This window comes from Lactobacillus amylovorus DSM 20531, from assembly GCF_002706375.1.
Taxonomy (GTDB): Bacteria; Bacillota; Bacilli; order Lactobacillales; family Lactobacillaceae; genus Lactobacillus; species Lactobacillus amylovorus.
In genome coordinates, this window is the sequence record NZ_CP017706.1 from 1,472,620 (window position 1) to 1,491,802 (window position 19,183).

Annotated in this window: 19 protein-coding genes, 2 pseudogenes and 1 other annotated feature; of the genes and pseudogenes, 12 read left to right on the forward strand and 9 right to left on the reverse strand. The window is 39.3% G+C overall.

From position 1 onward, the window contains the following. Nucleotides 1–116: 116 nt before the first annotated feature. From helD to LA20531_RS07670, 5 genes are all read left to right on the forward strand, one after another. The gene (gene helD, locus LA20531_RS07650; protein ID WP_056939845.1) at nucleotides 117–2,423 is read left to right on the forward strand and encodes an RNA polymerase recycling motor HelD; all 2,307 of its coding nucleotides are present in this window, start codon (nucleotides 117–119) and stop codon (nucleotides 2,421–2,423) included. A 43-nt stretch (nucleotides 2,424–2,466) separates the two neighbouring features. After that, nucleotides 2,467–2,700, forward strand: a binding site (T-box leader). A gap of 153 nt (nucleotides 2,701–2,853) precedes the next feature. Continuing rightward, entirely contained in the window at nucleotides 2,854–3,501 is a 648-nt protein-coding gene (locus tag LA20531_RS07655; RefSeq protein WP_056939863.1) for an amino acid ABC transporter permease, read from the forward strand. 14 nt (nucleotides 3,502–3,515) lie between these two features. Then, nucleotides 3,516–4,136, forward strand: coding sequence for an amino acid ABC transporter ATP-binding protein (locus LA20531_RS07660; protein ID WP_056939844.1), 621 nt, complete (start codon nucleotides 3,516–3,518; stop codon nucleotides 4,134–4,136). Nucleotides 4,137–4,139: 3 nt separating this feature from the next. Next, nucleotides 4,140–4,958 carry an amino acid ABC transporter substrate-binding protein gene (locus LA20531_RS07665; protein ID WP_056939843.1) on the forward strand — a complete coding sequence of 273 codons (819 nt, stop codon included), beginning with the start codon at nucleotides 4,140–4,142 and terminating at the stop codon, nucleotides 4,956–4,958. Between the two features lie 2 nt (nucleotides 4,959–4,960). Then, the gene (locus LA20531_RS07670; protein WP_013438557.1) at nucleotides 4,961–5,413 is read left to right on the forward strand and encodes a GNAT family N-acetyltransferase; all 453 of its coding nucleotides are present in this window, start codon (nucleotides 4,961–4,963) and stop codon (nucleotides 5,411–5,413) included. Here LA20531_RS07670 and LA20531_RS07675 read toward each other — a convergent pair. Continuing rightward, the gene (locus LA20531_RS07675) at nucleotides 5,410–5,970 is read right to left on the reverse strand and encodes an SGNH/GDSL hydrolase family protein (RefSeq protein ID WP_013438556.1); all 561 of its coding nucleotides are present in this window, start codon (nucleotides 5,968–5,970) and stop codon (nucleotides 5,410–5,412) included. The two genes, LA20531_RS07670 and LA20531_RS07675, sit on opposite strands and share 4 nt — an antisense overlap. Before the next feature lie 46 nt (nucleotides 5,971–6,016). On the opposite strand from LA20531_RS07675, the gene coaA reads away from it, so the two are divergent. Together coaA and efp are read left to right on the forward strand one after the other, a co-directional pair. Further along, on the forward strand, nucleotides 6,017–6,931 hold the full coding sequence (gene coaA, locus LA20531_RS07680; RefSeq protein WP_056939842.1) for a type I pantothenate kinase: 915 nt from the start codon (nucleotides 6,017–6,019) through the stop codon (nucleotides 6,929–6,931). A gap of 137 nt (nucleotides 6,932–7,068) precedes the next feature. After that, a complete protein-coding gene (efp, locus tag LA20531_RS07685) occupies nucleotides 7,069–7,644 on the forward strand; it encodes an elongation factor P (RefSeq protein ID WP_056939841.1) in 576 nt (191 codons plus the stop codon). A gap of 48 nt (nucleotides 7,645–7,692) precedes the next feature. Here efp and LA20531_RS07690 read toward each other — a convergent pair whose 3' ends face one another. Both LA20531_RS07690 and LA20531_RS07695 read right to left on the reverse strand, forming a co-directional pair. Further along, complete coding sequence (locus LA20531_RS07690; RefSeq protein WP_056939840.1) at nucleotides 7,693–8,280, reverse strand: PepSY domain-containing protein; 588 nt, start codon at nucleotides 8,278–8,280, stop codon at nucleotides 7,693–7,695. Between the two features lie 104 nt (nucleotides 8,281–8,384). Beyond that, nucleotides 8,385–8,753: a DUF1304 domain-containing protein gene (locus tag LA20531_RS07695; protein ID WP_056939839.1), complete on the reverse strand. Its 369-nt coding sequence runs from the start codon at nucleotides 8,751–8,753 to the stop codon at nucleotides 8,385–8,387. A gap of 316 nt (nucleotides 8,754–9,069) precedes the next feature. Between LA20531_RS07695 and LA20531_RS07700 the strand changes: the two genes are divergently transcribed. From LA20531_RS07700 to LA20531_RS07710, 3 genes are all read left to right on the forward strand, one after another. Continuing rightward, nucleotides 9,070–10,707 (forward strand): peptide ABC transporter substrate-binding protein, encoded by a 1,638-nt coding sequence (locus LA20531_RS07700; protein ID WP_056939838.1) that lies wholly within the window; start codon nucleotides 9,070–9,072, stop codon nucleotides 10,705–10,707. A gap of 99 nt (nucleotides 10,708–10,806) precedes the next feature. Next, nucleotides 10,807–11,262 (forward strand): MarR family winged helix-turn-helix transcriptional regulator, encoded by a 456-nt coding sequence (locus LA20531_RS07705; RefSeq protein ID WP_052543180.1) that lies wholly within the window; start codon nucleotides 10,807–10,809, stop codon nucleotides 11,260–11,262. Beyond that, entirely contained in the window at nucleotides 11,262–11,777 is a 516-nt protein-coding gene (locus LA20531_RS07710; protein WP_056939837.1) for a GNAT family N-acetyltransferase, read from the forward strand. Before LA20531_RS07705 ends, LA20531_RS07710 begins: the two co-directional genes overlap by 1 nt. Before the next feature lie 54 nt (nucleotides 11,778–11,831). On the opposite strand, the gene LA20531_RS07715 is transcribed toward LA20531_RS07710, so the two are convergent. The 5 genes and pseudogenes from LA20531_RS07715 to LA20531_RS07735 form a co-directional block, all read right to left on the reverse strand. Further along, complete coding sequence (locus LA20531_RS07715) at nucleotides 11,832–12,470, reverse strand: PepSY domain-containing protein (protein ID WP_056939836.1); 639 nt, start codon at nucleotides 12,468–12,470, stop codon at nucleotides 11,832–11,834. Nucleotides 12,471–12,491: 21 nt separating this feature from the next. Next, nucleotides 12,492–13,036: pseudogene (locus LA20531_RS07720) on the reverse strand (PepSY domain-containing protein). A 113-nt stretch (nucleotides 13,037–13,149) separates the two neighbouring features. Beyond that, nucleotides 13,150–14,487: a sensor histidine kinase gene (locus LA20531_RS07725; RefSeq protein ID WP_056939835.1), complete on the reverse strand. Its 1,338-nt coding sequence runs from the start codon at nucleotides 14,485–14,487 to the stop codon at nucleotides 13,150–13,152. 1 nt (nucleotide 14,488) lies between these two features. Continuing rightward, complete coding sequence (locus LA20531_RS07730) at nucleotides 14,489–15,190, reverse strand: response regulator transcription factor (protein ID WP_056939834.1); 702 nt, start codon at nucleotides 15,188–15,190, stop codon at nucleotides 14,489–14,491. A gap of 51 nt (nucleotides 15,191–15,241) precedes the next feature. Next, entirely contained in the window at nucleotides 15,242–16,159 is a 918-nt protein-coding gene (locus LA20531_RS07735; protein ID WP_056939833.1) for a prolyl aminopeptidase, read from the reverse strand. Between the two features lie 121 nt (nucleotides 16,160–16,280). Between LA20531_RS07735 and LA20531_RS07740 the strand changes: the two genes are divergently transcribed. Both LA20531_RS07740 and LA20531_RS07745 read left to right on the forward strand, forming a co-directional pair. Then, nucleotides 16,281–17,885, forward strand: coding sequence for an ATP-binding cassette domain-containing protein (locus tag LA20531_RS07740; protein ID WP_056939832.1), 1,605 nt, complete (start codon nucleotides 16,281–16,283; stop codon nucleotides 17,883–17,885). A 181-nt stretch (nucleotides 17,886–18,066) separates the two neighbouring features. Further along, nucleotides 18,067–18,812 (forward strand): annotated as a pseudogene (locus LA20531_RS07745) (PAS domain-containing protein). A 6-nt stretch (nucleotides 18,813–18,818) separates the two neighbouring features. Here LA20531_RS07745 and LA20531_RS07750 read toward each other — a convergent pair. Beyond that, nucleotides 18,819–19,163, reverse strand: a complete 345-nt coding sequence (locus LA20531_RS07750; RefSeq protein ID WP_056939831.1) for a hypothetical protein — start codon at nucleotides 19,161–19,163, stop codon at nucleotides 18,819–18,821. Between the last annotated feature and the right edge of the window lie 20 nt (nucleotides 19,164–19,183).

Here is a 19,183-nt window from a genome sequence, read left to right on the forward strand (position 1 = left end):
AGAACTTAAATTTTCACCGATTTTTACTTATATTTTGGTTACGAGCATGAAAACTATTATGAAAGCGCTATTTATGGTAGAATAGATAGCAAGTTTTTTATGGAAAAGGTGATTAAATGGCTACAGCCAAAACTGAAAATAATGAAAAAGAACTTGAACAAAAGCACCTTGATAACATCATGGAACAAATCAAGGAACGCGAAAAGTCCTTAAAGAAATCTATCAAATCAGCTGAAGGCGAAGCAAGAGAGCTTAATTCACACTTTTTTGACGATGTGAAATTGGACTACGATGGCTATTCCACTTCAATGGAAACCGCCTTGTCAATTCACCAACAGCAACAATTATTAAGTGAACGTGAACATGCCTGGCAACATTCAGCTAAGCAGCTCGACACGGTAGAACGCCTTGAGAAGCGGCCATACTTTGCACGTGTAGATTTCAAGGAAAACGGCGAAGAAAAGCCTGAAACCATCTATATTGGCTTAGGTTCCTTTGCAGATAAAGATGATCATTTCTTAATTTACGATTGGCGTGCACCTATTTCTTCAATTTATTATGATGGAAAACTAGGCAAGGTTACTTATAATTCGCCAGAAGGCGAAATCACCGTTGATATGACCAAGAAACGTCAATTCATGATTGAAGACGGCAAGATCATCAACATGTTTGACACCAACGAATCAATCGGCGACCAAATGCTTTTGTCTGTTTTATCTGAAAAATCCAGTACGCAGATGAAGTCGATTGTAACGACGATTCAACGTGAACAAAACAAGATCATTAGAAATACGAGTGCTGACTTGTTGTTTGTTCAAGGTGCAGCTGGTTCTGGTAAGACTAGTGCTATTTTGCAAAGAATTGCCTTTCTTTTGTACCGTTACCGTGGCAAACTGACTTCAAGCGACGTCATCATGTTTAGTCCAAACCAATTGTTTAACGACTACATCAAGAACGTTTTGCCTGAAATGGGTGAACAAAACATGGTTCAAATGACCTACTGGCAATTTGTGGCTCGTCGTTTGCCAGGGATGAACGTTGAGAGCTTGTTCAAGCAATTCGAAGATCAAACTGCCGATACCAACATCAGCAAGTTCAAGGATTCAGTTAACTTCTTTAACTTGCTTACCCGTTATGCCAAACGACTTAATAAGCGCGGCGTGATCTTTAAAAATATCTACTTCCGCGACAAGAAGAAGCCATACTTTGATAAAGACAAGATCAAAGAAATCTACTACTCATTCAATGAAAATTATAATTTGGCTAACCGTATCGATGCTACGCGTGAAGAATTGATCAAGATACTTAACCGCAAGATTACGCCTGAAACTAAGAAGGCTTGGGTAGCTCACACCATTGAAGGGATGAGCCAACAAGAATTGAACGACTTGTACGATCGTCCTGACCAAGAATTCGAATCTGAAGCTAAAGAAGAGGCCTTCTTGGGCAGAAAGATCGTTTTAGCCGCTTTAAAGGGCGTACACAAGCGTATTTTGCACAACCACTTCCTTAACATGCGTGCGCAATACCTGAGCTTTTTGCGTGCTGTGCCTAAGATGGTCGATTTAAGCAAGTGGGACATCGACGAAGACGAATGGATGAAGCACGTTGAAGAGGTAAAGAACAACTTCAAGAGTCATTATATTGCTATGAGCGACGTTTCCGCATACTTGTACCTCTACGACTTAGTTACTGGCCGCAGAACCGACTACGAGATGCGTTATGCCTTTATCGATGAAATTCAAGACTACACGCCATTCCAATTGGCTTACCTGAAGTACAACTTCCCACGGGCTAAGTTCACCATGTTGGGTGACTTGAACCAGGCTATTTTTACCAAGGACGAAAGCCGCAGCTTGCTTAAGCAGATTTCTGGTTTGTTTGATCCAGAAAAGACCGACGTAGTGCAGCTTACTAAGTCATACCGTTCAACTAAGGAATTGACCAACTTCACCAAGCAAATTTTGCGTCAAGGTGAGAAGATCGAAGCCTTTAACAGAAAGGGACCTAAGCCAGTTATCTGGGGCAGAAAGACTGACGAAGAAGCCGTCGCTGTTTTGAGCAATGTTTTGCGTGATAATGAAAAGCATAAGATGACAACTGCAGTCATCACCAAGGATTTAGCTAGTGCTAAATTTGTTCACAAGATGTTAGCTGACCGCGGTGAAAAGGCTACTTTAATTGCGACCGCTAACCAGCGTTTGGTTGATGGGACTTTGATTATTCCATCATACTTGGCTAAGGGGCTAGAATTCGACGCTGTCATCATGTGGGGCGCTTCAAAAGAAAACTACCACCGCGTCGATGAAACGCAATTGGTTTACACAATTACTTCACGTGCTATGTACAAGCTGGACATTATTTACACCGGTGAAAAGAGTCCATTACTCGATGCAGACAAGAGTACCTACGAAGAAAAATAATTGACAAATCAATTTTTGTCGTTTATTATCTTAATCAACATTAAAAACAACTTAGAACAGAAGCAGTAGTACCTATCGCAGTAATAGAGAGTTTCTGATGGTGGAAATGAAACATACGCTGGTATGAAGTCACATCTGCGAGTTGATTTTCTGAAACAAGTAGGAGAACCCGGGGTTAGCCCGTTACAGCTAAAGGTTGATTATCGAACTTATTGAGGCAGACTGCGTGAGCAGTTTGCAAACATGAGGTGGAACCGCGATTTCATTCGCCCTCGTAGCCAATTAGGCTATGGGGGCTTTTTCTTTTCGATCATCAACCTAGTGAGGCATTTTGCGTGAGCAAGTGCAAACATGAGGTGGAACCACGATACAGTCGTCCTCTTAGGCTAGTCCTAAGAGGGCTTTTTTTATTAGGAAAATGGGTGAGAGTATGTCGCTGAAATACATTACAGAAATATTGCCAGCTTTATTTAGTGGAGTGGGAATGACGTTAAGCATCTTCTTTTGGACTTTAATTTTGGCTACGCCGCTGGGAATTTTAGTTTCATTGGGAGAAATGAGCAAGATCAAGCCGCTGAAGTGGATCGTTAACTTTTATGTCTGGATCATGAGAGGGACGCCGTTGCTTTTACAATTAATTTTTGTCTTTTATGGTTTGCCAATCATTCATATTGTCTTTCCACGTTACCAAGCTGCCTTATTTGCCTTCGTCTTAAACTATGCTGCTTATTTTGCTGAAATTTTCCGGGGCGGTTTTCAATCGATTGATCAAGGTCAATTTGAGGCGGCACGAGTTTTGCGCTTGAATCGCTGGCAGACAATGACCAAGATCGTTATTCCCCAGGTGATCAAAATCGTGTTGCCATCAATCGGTAACGAAGTCATCAATTTGGTTAAGGATTCATCATTGGTTTACGTAATTGGTTTGGGCGACTTGCTTAGAGCAGGTAACGTTGCGATGGCAAGGGATGTAACCTTAGTGCCACTAGTACTAGTCGGCGTCATCTACTTGTTCTTGATCAGTATTTGCGCCTTTATTCTTAAGCGGCTTGAAAAGCACTTTTCTTATTACAAGTAGGGTCAGGTGAAAAAATGTTAGAAGTAAAGAACTTATGCAAGGAATTTAACAACCGTCCGATTTTGAAGGATATTTCTTTCACTTTAAAAGATGGCGAGATTATGACGATCGTGGGCCCATCTGGCGCCGGTAAAACCACTTTGCTTAGAATCATCGCGGGCCTTGAAACTAAGGATAGCGGCGAAATTTTAATCGATGGCAAGCCATATGATCCCGGCAATGTCGGCATCGTTTTTCAGGATTTCAACCTTTTCCCTAATTTAAACGTACTGCAAAACATTACGCTAGCACCAACGATGGTGCTTAAGGAATCCAAGGCTGAAGCGGAACAAAACGCCCAAACGCTGCTGGACCAATTGCAGATGAATGGTCGAGAAAAACAGTACCCGTACCAATTATCAGGTGGGCAAAAGCAGCGGGTGGCAATTGCTAGAGCTTTGGCCATGAATCCAAGAATTTTGTGCTACGACGAACCAACTTCCGCCCTTGATCCTAATTTGCGTAAAGAAGTGGAAAAGATGATCTTGGATTTGAAGAAATCAGGCTTAACGCAATTGATCATCACGCACGATTTGACCTTCGCTAAGAACGTGGCCGATCAGATGCTTAAGGTCCAGCCATTAAGTGAGGCGTAGCCTATGAAGAAAAGATGGATTTTCGTTTTATTAGCTACTTTAATGCTAGTGCTAACTGGTTGTGAAAGCGTGCAGGAACGCGCAAATACGCAAGACACTTGGAGTAAGATTGCACAGAAAAATCAGGTTGTGGTGGGTCTTGATGACAGTTTCGTGCCCATGGGTTTTGAGAAAAAGAATGGGCAGCTAACTGGTTATGACATTGATTTAGCTAAGGCTGTGTTTAAACAATATGGCGTCCACGCTAGTTTTCAAACGATCGACTGGTCGATGAACGTCACAGAATTGCGTAACGGCACAATCGACTTGTTATGGAACGGCTACAGTATTACGCCTGAACGTAAGAAAAAAGTGGCCTTTAGTCGACCATATTTGCGCAACAGACAGGTACTGGTCGTTAAGAAGGACAGCGGCATTAATTCGTTTAAGCAGATGAAAAAGTATGAATTAGGGATGCAAACCGGTTCAACTGCCGAGCAGTGGTATGAAACTAAGCAAAATGTTTTGCACGCAAAAAAGACCGTGCTCTATGACACGATCTCTAATTCGTTCTTAGATTTGAATGCCGGTCGGATTCAGGGTATTTTATTAGATGAAGTTTATGCCAACTACTACATTGCCCACATGACTAAGAGCAAGGACTACAAGGTGATTCAAAATGATAATGTGCCAAAGGATTTGTTTGCGGTCGGAATGCGTAAGGGTGACAAGACTTTGCGTAAAAAGGTCAATGCCGGCTTAGTTCGCTTGCAAAAAAATGGTACACTAGCTAAGTTGAATAAAAAGTGGTTTGGCAAGGAAAGCAATTATTTAGGTAGATAGCAATGAAGCAGATAAATGATTTTACCCTGAAAAAGATTGATGAAATGAGCGGCCGTGAGCTGTTTTGCACGGAAAGATTGCGTGAAGAAACGTTTGTGACCGAGCAAAAGATTACTTTGCCTGAACTTGATGACCAAGATTTGATCGCAATTCAAGCGTACCGTTTGAACGATGATCAAACGAATGCGCTGGCTACTTGCCGGATTTTTGAAGAAGATGGCAAGTGGATGTTGGGTCGCGTTGCGGTGTCAAAGGCGGCTAGAGGGATGCACCTCGGCAGCAAGATGGTTGAAGCGGTACAAGAATACTTACGCGAAAAGGGCGTAGCGGCGTTATACTGCCATGCCCAAATGCGGGTTGAACCGTTTTATGCCAAATTAGGCTATCAAGAAATCGGCGAGCCATTTGAAGAAGCTGGCATTCAGCACATCATGATGAAAAAGGACTTGAACTAATCGAGTTCTTTTTTAATTGTGGGCACAATCTGGTTAACCAGAAATCCGTTGCCTTTATCAGTTAAATGCTGGCCATCTGCTTGGTAATATGTCGATATGTGTTTGAGCTTTCTCATGGCCGGAAGAATATCCACAAATGGTGATTTGTGCTCAAAAGCAACTTTTTTGGCAATCGAGTTAAACAAATCGAGGCGCTCATCACCATAAAATTGATTGATTTCGCTATTTGTGGGATCGGGATAACAAAGTCCCACAACGACGCTTTTACCTACAGCATCAAGGATTTGACCTAGATTTCTTTCATAGTTTTCAGGACTAATGCCCCATGCCGTTGCGGCGTCGTTATTACCGTATTCAACAACAGTTAAATCTTTTTCTGCAGGAATCTGCACTAAATAATCAACGCCTTCGACGGTAGTTGCACCACTTTTAGAGATGTTTTCCACCTGTGCATAATTTTTAAGCTGTTTTTTAAACAAATTAGTTACAAGATTGGTGTCACAGCCGTCACGATAACCGTTGAAAATTGAATCGCCAAATAAAATTATTTTTTTCATAGTTTCAGCCTTTCCGTTATAATTAAGTAAGTTAGAGGAACAGGATATGAAGAATTATACAAGCTTTGAAAGAAATGAATGGGCAAAACTTGCGCCCAAAAATAAAGTAAACATCACTAAAGAAGAACTAGCTAACATTAAGTCTTTAGGCGACGTAGTTGATTTAACCGACGTCCACGAAATTTACACTAGTTTGATTAGCTACTTACACTTAGTTTACCAACAAAAAAAGAATGCACAAAAGGCTCAGATTGAATTTTTACATAAGGATTTTAAGCCGGCTCCATTTATTATCGGTATTTCTGGCTCCGTTGCGGTAGGAAAATCGACGACGGCTCGTTTATTGCAGTTACTTCTTAAAAGAACGTACCCGGACTTAAAAGTGCATTTGATGACCACTGATGGCTTTCTATATCCCAATGAGGAATTGAAACGTCGTGACCTCATGCCACGCAAGGGATTCCCTGAGAGTTACAACATGACGATGCTCAGCGATTTCTTGAGCGATGTGTTAAGCGGGAAAGAAGACATCGTGTATCCACTGTATTCACAGGAATTGAGCGACATTGTCCCTGGAAAATATGGTCATGTGAAGAATCCCGATGTTTTGATTATCGAAGGCATCAACACTTTGCAGCTGCCGGAAAGCGGCCAAGTCGTAACGAGCGACTTCTTCGATTTCTCTATTTACATCGACGCTGACGAAGATTTGATTGAAAAATGGTACATGCAACGCTTCAAGAAGGTCTTGAAATTAAACAAAGATAAGCCAAATAATTTCTACTATGAAATGGCTAACGGTCCGCTAGATGCTGCTTTAAAGCTAGCTGAAGAGACCTGGCAAATGGTCAACTTGGTCAACCTGCGTGAATATATTGCGCCAACAAAGGAACGAGCTAGTTTGATTTTGCATAAAACAAATGGACATTTAATCGATCGAATTTACCTAAGACATATTTAATTTGGTATACTGTAAATTATGAATACGATTTATTTATTATTAATTAAAAAATTTGCTTTGCCCCCAGCGTGTTAAAAAAGAGAAAAACGCAAAAATTAAAAAAACGAGATTGAAGAAAATTAAGGGAGAAAAAGTAAATGGTACAAGCAATTAATTTGAAAAAAGGCATGATTTTTAGTCAAGATGGCAAGTTGATCAAGGTTTTGAAGGCTAACCACCACAAGCCAGGTAAGGGTAACACCGTTATGCAAATGGACTTACGTGATGTTAAGAGTGGTGCCGTTGTTCATAAGACTATGCGTCCAACTGAAAAGGTAGACTTAGTTGAAGTAACTAAGAAGAACGCACAATACTTGTACAGCGAAGGCGACACTTACACCTTTATGGATACTGAAACTTACGACCAATACGAAGTTTCAGCTGATCAATTAGGTGACGACGTTAAGTTCTTGATTCCTAACACTGTCGTTGACATGGACTTCACTGATGACAACAAGATAATCGGTATTGAATTACCAGCAACTGTTGAATTGACTGTTAAGGAAACTCAACCAGGTATCAAGGGTGCCACTGTTGCAGGTGGTGGTAAGCCAGCTACTATGGAAACTGGTTTGGTTGTTCAAGTTCCTGACTTCATCAACGAAAGCGAAAAGCTTGTGATCGGTACTGAAAACGGTGATTACAAGTCACGTGCCAACAGCCAAGCAAGATAATTAAAAATTGCGAAAAAATAAGCATTACCTCAGGGTAATGCTTATTTTTCACATCACATGTTTAGTGACGGCATTAATTTTTACGACACGTTTTTGACTGTTTTCGACCAGATTGATCTTCCAAATAGCTTGATCATTGTCGTCTTTTAGTTCCCATGATAATGGCGTAGCACCAGGAACTTCGCGCAAGGCAATGGAAGTAGCTTCTTTACGAGAAATAGTTTTCTTTAAGTTCAGTGAAGATTCTTTATCATAGTTGTAGTCGAGTACCTGGGTTGATTGCCCGATGATTTGATTATTGGTAGCGTCGACTTGAATCATGCAGTCCTTGTAGTTATCGTAGCCGATAATGTTGTAGACATAGATGCCGTTGTCTGGCACTAAGGAAATGGATTTAATTTCGGCACTAGAATAAAGTGATTTGAATTTACGGATGGCGGCGGCTTGACTGGTTTGGATTGCAGGCAATTTATCGCTAGAATAGCTGACCTTTTGTGTCTTGTTTAAAAAGTCACCTACGCTAACAGTTACGTTGTTTGTTTTTGGCTCAAGTTGCGTCATGTAATTCTTTGCAATAAAGATACCTAAGCCTATACCAATGCCAATATTTAATATGGCCAAAAAGATTTTTTTCATTAGTCACCTACCTGTAAAAATATAGTTGTGTTTTAGTTTATACTTAATTATAAACTATATTTTAGATAGTGACATATTGTCAATAAATTATTATTGAATTTGTCTTATTTCTGTAATGTTACGAAAATCAAGGCAAGTAGAGCTGGTAACATTTGCACCAAGAAGATCTTTTTAGTTGCGGTAAAACCACCAAAAATTGCGACTACGACGATCAAAGTAAGCAATAATTGCCAAACAGTGAAAGCAATTGAAGCCTTAAAAACGAAGTAGACCAATATCAATAATAGGCCGAGCATCCCGTTGTAGATGCCCTGATTTGCCATAGAAATTCTGGCAGCAGGCTGCTTTACAAAATCAAGGTCCATGTCGAAAGCCTTAGCTTGCATTTCTGGTTTACCAAAAATTTCTAGAAAACAAATTCCGATATGTTCAATCCCTACGAGAAACGTTAATACAGTACCAATTATATTCATTTTTTCTCCTCCTTTTTTCGTTAATAATTGTACCTGAAAAAAGGATTTTGCAAAATAAAATGTTGACAGCTGTAAACTCTCAAGTTAAGATAGACTTATCAAAAGTAAGAAGGAGATGAATCACATGTTATTAGCACGTCAAATGCAATGTCAAAACTGCCAATGTTGTTGTATTAACAACATCTATTTGTCGTGCTCTAATGTGTGATCATCAAAGACTATTACTGAATAACTAGTTATCAAGTTGTGGTTCTTTTTGGGATGTATTCCGCGTTGGAGTACATCCCATTTTTTGTTGCAAAAGAAAGGAAAAATTATGTCGAAATTAAAGGGAGTTTTAGCAGGTATTGTCACAGTTTCAGTAGGATTGCTTCTTGCTGCTTGTGGCAATAACAATGCTTCGACAGCAGAAAAGAACACATTGAATTTAAGCACTACAGCACCACTGGACACCATTGACATCAGCAAGTCTACCGGTTTTGGTCAAACGGGCAATGTCTTTGAAAGCTTTTATCGTTTGGGCAAAAACGGTAAGCCTACTGCGGGTCTTGCTAAGAGCGGTAGTGTATCAAAAGATGGCAAAACTTGGACTTTTAAGTTGAGGGATGCCAAGTGGTCAAACGGTGATTCAATTACCGCGCAAGATTTTGTTTACTCATGGCGCAGAAGCTTGAATCCTAAGACCGCTTCACCATATTCATATCTTTTTAGCGGCGTAAAGAATGCGGATGCGGTTGCAAAAGGCAAGATGAAGCCAAGTGCAGTTGGTATTTCTGCACCAAATAAGCGAACTGTAGTCGTTAAGCTGAACAGACCGATCGCTTACTTCAAGGTTCTGATGGCTTACCCATTGTTTGGACCACAAAACGAAAAGGTCGTTAACAAGTACGGCAAGAAATATGCGACTAAGGCACAATACCAGGTTTACTCAGGTCCATTCAAGATTAAGGGCTGGAACGGTACCAATGATACTTGGTCCTTTGTTAAAAATAATGATTATTGGGATAAAAAGGTGGTTAAGTTAGACAAGATTAACTACCAAGTAGTGAAGTCTAACAACACCGGCTACCAGATGTACCAACAAGGCAAGCTGGATTTAACCCCACTTTCAAGCGAGCAAGTGAAGAATTTGAAGAGCAATAAGGACTTTACTCAATACCCATACTCATTGGTTAGATTCTTGCTTTATAACTTCAAGGACAAGAACGCAGTTAACCGTAAGGCTTTGAATAATAAAAATATTCGCTTGGCCTTGTCACTTTCAATTGACCGCGACATTGTGACTAAGAAGGTTTTAGGCAATGGCTCAACCTTGCCAACAGGTTTTGTCGCAACTGATTTAGCTAAGAATCCAACAAATGGCCAGGACTTTGCTAAGGAACAAGCGGTAAAGAATACCGTTGATTACAATCCTGCTTTGGCTAAGAAGTACTGGAAACAAGGCTTGAAAGAAATCGGTGAAAGCAGCTTAACCTTTAACATTTTGGCTTCAAACGATGAGTCTGATAGTGATCAATTAACGCAATACTTGCAATCACAATGGACCAAGGAATTACGTGGCATCAAGGTTAATATTACAAATGTGCCAGAAAAATCTTCGGATAGTCGTGCACAAGAAGGTAACTTCGATATTTACTTGTCACACTGGGGCGGTGACTTCAACGATCCAATGACCTTCATGCAAATTACGATGACTGGCACTTCATACAACTATGGTAAGTGGTCAGATGCTAACTACGATAACTTGGTCAGAAAAGCTGGCAATCAGGATGCTAACGATCCTGCAACGCGCTGGAACGATTTGGTTTCTGCCGCTAAGATCGTGAACAAGAACCAAGCAATTACGCCAATTTACCAACAAACTACGGCATATTTGCAAAAGCCACGCGTTCATGGTTTGATTCATAATACTGCTGGTACGCAATGGTCATACAAGTATGCTTATGTGAAGTAGAAAATAAAGCCATGATTGTAATGATCGTGGTTTTTATTTTTAATAAAATTATTGTTGCATTTGCAGCAATAATCAATATAATAATTTTAGGTGAAAAACATGAAAGAAGGTATTTTAAGACAAATTAGCACGATTGCGCGGGCACTCGATTCAATTGCTAACATTGAATTCAAAGAGATGCAGCTGAATCGCGGTCAGTATTTATATTTGGTTAGAATCAAAGAAAATCCTGGTATTATCTCTGATCATTTGGCAGGGATGCTCAATGTAGATCGCACGACGACGGCACGGAGTATTAAAAAGCTAGAAGATAATGGCTTGATCGAAAGAAAAAATGATCAACAAAATAAGAAGATTAAGCACCTGTTTGTAACTAAAAAAGGTGACGAATTAGCTGAAAAAATTGAAAAAGAAAATACTTATTCAAATGAGCTAGTTCTAACCGGTTTGAATGAGAAACAAAGACAAGAATTGGCCAAACTTTTGCAACAAGTAGAAGATAATGCGAGTGAGAATTGGCACTTTGTTAAAAATGGCGGGAAGAGGGAGTATTAATGGATTACACAATTAGACCAGTCACCACTGACGACGTAGCAGAATTACAAAAGATTTCACGTGAAACATTTAAAGCAACTTTTGATCCTTTTACGGCTCCAGATGACATGGCACACTTTTTGGACGAAGATTATGCGACCGATGTCTTGATTAGCGAGATTGAAAATCCAAATAGCCGTTTCTTCTTTTTACTGGTGGGAGATAAAATCGCTGGCTATTTGAAAGTCAATGTGGGGGATGCACAAAAAGAGCATCTGAAGGAAAATGCTCTTGAATTGCAAAGAATTTATTTGCGTTCTAACTTCCAGCATAAGGGACTAGGCAACGTCTTGTTTGATTATGCGGAAAAGATTGCTAGAGATGAAAAGAAGGACTACATGTGGCTTGGCGTGTATGAAAAGAACATCAACGCGCAGCACTTTTACAAGCGTCATGGTTTTAAACAGGTAGGTCAACACGTCTTCCAAGTTGGTGATGATCTGCAAATTGACTGGCTTTTACTTAAAAAATTGTAAACAAAAAAATGGTGAGGAGAATTTCTCTTCACCATTTTTGTTTGCATTTAGTTATTAATCATCGTGTTCAGTTTCAAGAATTTTCTTACTGTGAGCGTCAATCTTCACCTCAGTAGATTGGTGACCATTGACTACTTCAACTTCCCAGTAAGTCTTACCGTGTTCTTGGTCCAGCTTCCATTCTTGGCTAGTGCCTTTAGCATGTTCTTCTGCGATTACGCTAGCTTCATCGCGGCTGACAATGCCGTCAAGGTTCAAAGCTTCATTGCGGTCATCGTGATCTAAGCGCTCTGAGTGAACGCTGCTGGCATGACCAGTTTCTGCGTTGATTTCGGCAGAGTATTCATGGGTACTATCGAAGCCTTCGATTTCGTAAACGTATTGCTTGCCTTCAAGAGATAAATCGATGCTCTTAATTTGCTTGCCAGAAAATTGGCTATGGAATTTATCAATGGCTTCTTGTTGGCTTAATTTGATCTTGCTAATTTCGGTCTTAACACTGTTAGTAGTCTCTGTGGAGGAATCGCTTGTTTGACTACTTTGACTGTTGTCGCTGCTTTTAGCTGCAGTAGACTTGTGTGATGTGGTTTGGCTAGTTTGAGCAGTGCTGTTATCCTGCTTTGAACAAGCCACGGTTCCAGTTAATAATGTTGCACCTAATAAAATTACACTAGTTAATTTAGTGAGTTTCATATCTTATACCTCTTTCAAAAATTAGTCGCGTTCTACGCTGATTACTTTTTTAGTTAAAGCGTTGATCTTTACTTCGCTCTTTTTGCCGCTCTTTGAGACAGTTACTTCCCAAACAGTTCTTGAACCGTCACGGTCTAAGCTCCATTCGATAGCCTTGCTGTCAGGAACTTTCTTTTGAGCAATCTTAGTGGCAGTTGAGCGTGAAATTACTTTTGACAAGTTGATTGCCTTCTTGTTGCGTTTTTTTCAGCTTCTGAATGAGCGGAAATCATTTTACCAGTCGAAGCGTTAATCCTCATGTCGTATTCTCTGGTTGAAGTAAAACCTTCAATTTCGTAAACGTAGCGACCATTTTCTTTTTCTAAGTTGATGGAGTCAATCTTAGCACTTGGATATTTGGCTCTGAATTTCTTAACTGCTGTACTTTGTGAAACCTTAATTTTGCTGGAAGCTGCTTGAACAGTAGTAGATTCCGTATTTTGGTTAACAGTAGTGATAGCTGCAGTGCCTAAGCCGATTAAAGCTGCACCTGCGATGGCGAATTTCTTTAAGTTGATAGTCTTCATAATAGTTCCCCTTTGGTTTTCTTAATTCCTAATTGCTTGACTTGATATATTTATCTTACTAAGAAAGGACGTTAGAAAAACCAAAATTAGATGGAGTTTAAATGAAGATTTCTTCATTTTTCTTTGGGCAGATAAACGGAAAAGATCGTCCCTTGAGGAGTGTTGTCCTCCACCGTGATTTGGCCGTGATACTTGTCGACTTCGGCTTTGACGATGGCCAAGCCTAGGCCAGAACCACCGACTTTGCTGGAGTGCGACTTATCTTCGCGGTAAAAACGTTCGAAGATCTTTTCACGGTTTTCCTGGGAAATGCCAATACCGTGGTCTGCGACTTGGAAGAGTAATTTGTCAGCTTGTTTTTTCAAAACGACGTTAATTTCGCTATCTGCAGGTGAATATTTAGCCGCATTTTCTACCAAGTTGTGGGCGATATTGCGAAAATCGGTTGGCTTGATCGGGAAGAGCAGTTGTTCAGGTAAGTTAGAAATAATTTTTTGCGGATAAACAGTCTGCACTTCATTTGCTACATCAGAAACAATTTTAACCAAATCAATTGGCGTTACGTTGTCATTATTCTGATCGATTCTACCCAAAGTAAGCAGCTCGTTAACCATCAACTGCATCTTCTTCGATTCTGAATCAATATAGTCTAATGAAGTAGAAATAATCTCTGGGTTGCTTTGCCCGCGACGTTTGATCAAATTAACGTGGCCGCGAATGGCCGCAATTGGCGTCTTTAATTCGTGTGAAGCATCGCTGACGAATTGTTGCTCGCGCTTTAACGCATTATTTTGAAAACTCAGCAGATTGTTAAATGACTGCGCCAGGTTCCTGATTTCAAGTGGATTATCAGGAATAGTGACCTTTCTCTCAGGCGTTTTATTCTTGCGAATATCCTGGATTTCCGCGTTCATCGTTTGAATCGGCCTGCTCCATTTATGAGCAAAACGGCGAATGAGCAGGATGCTGATCAAGATAGCTACTAGGTTGATGCCTAGCATCGTAAGTAGAAGCCAGGTGACTAGATTGAAGAGTTCGTCGACATTTAAGGCAACGTGAATGCGATAGCCATGGTGTCCTTCACGTGCTAAAAAATAGATATGCTTGTGTGAAACAACAAAGTTTTGATAATGGCGTTTATGGTTAATATCCTTAAAAGTCTCGTGTGCATCTTCAGAATAATAGGTTCGGCCCTGCGGCGTAGTTAAAATAATTGCATCGTCGTCTTGTTTTGCTAAATAGGCATCAAGTAGTGCCGACCAGTCGTATTGCGGTTCCAGATTTTCTTCTACGGCGCTAATAACCTGTTCACTCTGGCTTTTGGCATTGTAATAAATGTAGCCAGAAGAAATAACTAAAAAGGCGATATTGACGAGAACCAAAATAGCCACGAATAGACTGACGAATAATTTGGTTAATTGGCTAGTGGTAGTTTTAGCTTTATTTTGCATGTTAATCGTCTTCTCTTAAACAATAGCCGAGGCCGCGCACCGTTTTGATGAGCTTCTTATATGGTTCGCCCAACTTGTTGCGGATGGTTCTAATGTAGACATCAACCGTGTTGGTTTGGCCCACGAAGTCATAGCCCCAGACGACGTCGAGCAGTTCATCACGGCTTTTTACTTTTTCGGGATCCTGCATCAGTTCGGTCATTAAGGCGAATTCTTTTGGTGTTAAATAAATCTTTTCGTCATTGCAGTAGAATTCGTGCTTTACCAAGTCGATTTTTAATGGGCCAAAAGTAAAGGTGGAAGTAGGGGCTGCATTTTGTTCTTGGGTCTTTTTTAAGCGACGCAAAATAACCCGAATTCTGGCAAAAAGTTCCTCAATTTCAAAAGGTTTGATAATGTAGTCATCTAAGCCTTGATCAAGAGCAGAACTAATGTCAGAAGCGGAATTTTTCGCCGTTAACATAATGATTGGCACATCGCTTTGTTTGCGGATTCTACGCAATACAGTGATGCCGTCATAAACTGGCAGCATCCAATCAAGCAGGATTAAGGTAGGATCTTCTTTTTGAAAAAGCTCGAGTGCCTCCTTACCATCTTGTGCCCAAATTACCTGGTAGCCTTCAAATCCCAGCTCTGTTTTCACAAAGCTAGCCACTGCTTCTTCATCTTCAACTAGCAGAATTTTGACATCTTTTTCATCCATATCATTTACCTCTAGAAAAAAACGGCTGGAAAATTCCAACCGTTTTGTTAATTAATTTTGACCTTTGAAGGTGCCGTTTTCTACTTCACGAATGAAGTCAGCCAAGTGTTTGTAGTAAACTGCAGGATTATCAACCATGTGGTGGTGTCCACCATCTGGAGTAGTAACTAAACGTGAGTTAGGAATTTCCTTTTGCATAATCTTAGCAGTTGAAATAGGCATAGTTTCGTTTTCACCAAAAGTAAGCAAAGTTGGAACATTGATCTTGTGTAATTGATCTCTGAAGTGCCAGTCCTTTAACTTACCGGTGATAACAAACTCATTATCACCTTGGAAGGCGTTGTAAACAGCAGAACCACCAAGGTCCTTTAGATGGTAAAGCTTAGAAGGTTGCTTACGATCAACAAAGTTAATGTTCAAGATTTGAACGTCATCTTGGTAACGCTTGTTGTCGTAATCATTGTTCCTTTCACATTCATGCATAAAGTCAATTTCAGTCTGTGGTAGAACTTCTTGTCTTCTTCTATTAACTGAAGCAACGTATTCATCGATTTCATCAACCATGGATGAAATGATCGCACCCTTTAAGTGCTGACCATATTTAACGGCGTATTCTTGAACTAATAACCCACCCCAACTTTGACCGATTAAGTAAATATTATCTAAACCAAGCTTTTCACGCACTTCATCAACTTCATCTAAGAAGTATTCATAAGTTAAATACTTTTTAGCGATTTCAGGATCAGAATAGTCAGGTTGATCTGAATAAAGAGAACCCAATTGATCGTACATGGTAACTTGAACGTTAAGACCTTGCTTCTTCAATTGTTCAGCAGTGTCTTCCCAGTATTCGTGGTTGCCGCCAGGACCACCGTGAAGAGCTAATAAGTGAATGTCGCCTTCACCTTGAGTATTAGTCCATAAGTGGTAACCGTTGTCTAAAGTGATAATTTTAGTACCAGTTTTCATAGAATTTCCTTTCAGTCTTTATTAAAAATAGAATGTATTACATTAATTATCGTATCAGATTGAGAAAAAGACAAGTATGCGAGTATAATGAATGGTTCAAGTATATAAAAAAGGAGAGTTTATGAGTCTTAAATATGCTAAAAAAAGCCAATTAATCTGTTTTACGATCTTGGCAGCAATTAAAGCCTGCAACATCGTCTTTGTAGCTTATATGATTCAAGTCATGTTGAACGTTGCTTCTTCTGGCTCTCATGACTACATGCACTTAATTAGATTGGCTTTATTAACTGCATTAGGTCAATTGTGCTTTATGGCCAGCAACTTTGTTTACGAAACGGTTAAGATGGGAATTATTCGTGACGTAAACATGACATTAAAAAAGGCCAATCTTCGGTATCTAGTTGATCAAGGCGATCCGGATATAAAAAGCGGTTTGTCGCTGATGACTAATGATTTAAAACAAATTGAAACTAATCGTGTGACCGCTCAACTAGATATGATTTTCCAGGGGTTGTCATTTATTGGTGCCATTAGCTTTGCTTTTTATAGTTCTTGGCAAATGACTTTAGTATTTGTAATAGCAACGATTGCACCTGCTGTAGTGCAGATGATCACTAGTCCAATTATTACTAAAAAGTCAAAGATTTGGGCAAAAACTAATGCTAATTATACGCAGCATGTTTCAGATTCATTAAATGGTGCTCAGGCTACCAAGCTTTATAACGTGCGAACAAATATTGTAACGCGTGCGTCAAATGCTGCCCAGCAAATGGAAAACGCGTTAAGAAATATGACTTTGACGCAGGCATGGGCACTAGAATTAATTTATTCTGCAGCTGAGCTTTTCTGTTTCATCATTCCATGTACCGTAGGTGGGATCTTGATGATGCAAGGCAACTTAAAAGTAGGTACTTTGGTAATGATGGTTGATTTGGCAATGAATTTTATCACGCCAGTTGTTACATTGTTTAACGAATTTAACCAAGTTAAGTCAACCGTACCGATGTGGGAAAAGACTCAAGAAGCTTTGAAACATGTGATGAAAGATGACAAGCAAAAGATCGATCATTTTGAAGGAATGAAAATTGATGATTTGTCTTATGTAACAAGTTCTGATCATAAGCGAATTTTTGATGGAGTTAATATAGAAGTTAAACCTGGTGAAAAAGTATTGCTTATGGCGCCAAGTGGCTGGGGGAAAACAACGTTGTTGCGCCTTCTTTTGGGATCAAAAAGACCTAAAGATGGGAAGATTTTGCTTAATGGCAAAGATGTAACTGGTAATTGGGATGCAGCGCATAATTATTTCTCCTATGTTAATCAAAAGCCGTTCATGTTTGACGATACGTTGTGTTTTAACATTACGCTTGGCCGAAAGGTGAGCGATGAAAAGCTGAAGCAAGTAATCCATGAAGCTGGACTTGATGATTTGGTTAAGAGCCAAGGCCTAGATAAGCAAGTGGGTGAAAATGGTAGTGAATTGTCTGGTGGGCAGATTCAAAGAGTAGAAATTGCTCGTGCTTTATTATCGGGCAGACCAATCTTGTTGGCTGATGAAGCAACGAGTGCGCTTGATCCTAAATTGTCACTAGATATTCATAAAACATTACTTGAGAATCCTAATGTTGCGGTAATAGAAGTAGCCCACAAAATCTCACCTGAGGAAAAAGCAATGTTTGATGTGATTATTCATTTGGATAAGCATACCGTTGAAACAAAGATGTAGTGAAATTAACAGGAAAAGTACTACTTTGTAAGTGGTACTTTTAAAAAATAAAATATATAAAATTTTATATAATAGAGTTTGAAGAATTATTGCTAAATTTATATCAATCCAATTTAATTGAAATCGTTTACAAATTATAATTAGAATTAAGAAGATTCTTTATTAGTAGGAGGAAAAAATTATGGCAGAACCTAAATGGCTTAAGGATATGAATCCTGATGAATACTTAAAAGAAGATTTTTAAGCTAAGGGTAAATCTAAATATACAGTTGAAGGAATCGATAAAAATGATCCTGAATGGCTGGATAAGGCAGCTAAGAAGGTCCATGCTGCAGAAGGTGACGATTATGTGAAGCTGGATGCGGGGTTACTTACTGTTAACCAACTTAATTGGATGCTTAGAAATACAATTGGGGAAATGACTTTTGTTGACGATAATAATGAATTTCTATGGTACAATCGTCCAACTGATCCAAATTATAAGATGCTTGCTAAACGTACACCAGATCAAGTCGGTGATACTATGAAGGCAATTCACCCTGATGTGCGTGATGTTATTCCTAATGCTAAAAAAGTAGTTCATGCTTTACGTACTAAGCAAGATGGACATGATGATGTCTATATGCCTGTTCCAACTGGTAATTTGAAGAAACTTGTTTTGCACTACTATAAGCGTGTTGAAGATGATAATGGAGATTACGCAGGTATTTACGAATGGGTTCAAGATTTGTATCCACTCGTTAAGTATTTCTGTGAAACTACTGGTCAAAAGTTGGTAGTAGATGATGATACCACAACTGGTGCAACTTATCGTAGAAATTCAGATCCTGATGCTGTAAGTGGTGTTTCAACTAAGGCTGAAAAGGTAGAAAAAACTAAAAAAAAACAGAAGAACCAGATACTACAACAGGTGCTTCACAACATTAATATTTATCAATAGAAAAACTCATCAATTGACTCAATTTTAGAATCATTGATGAGTTTTTTGTTAATTAATAGGATTGATTTCTTTACTGCAATCATTATTTCTTCAGTAGTGTTATCGCTAGTGATGTCGTGCTGTGGATATGCAAAGTAAGGAACTATTTGATGATTTTCAGGAATATTTGAATCGATAATTTCTTTTAATCTTTTGTTGCTAATAAATATTGCAGCATTAGCTGGTGCAGAATAATATGCACCAACTTTATTACCATAGGGATCGTAATAATTAATCTCTAAACAGTTAGCTGAATTAATATTTTTAGTAATAGAAGAATTTTGTTCGCTTTTTAGCATATTAAAGCCTCCGCTTTATT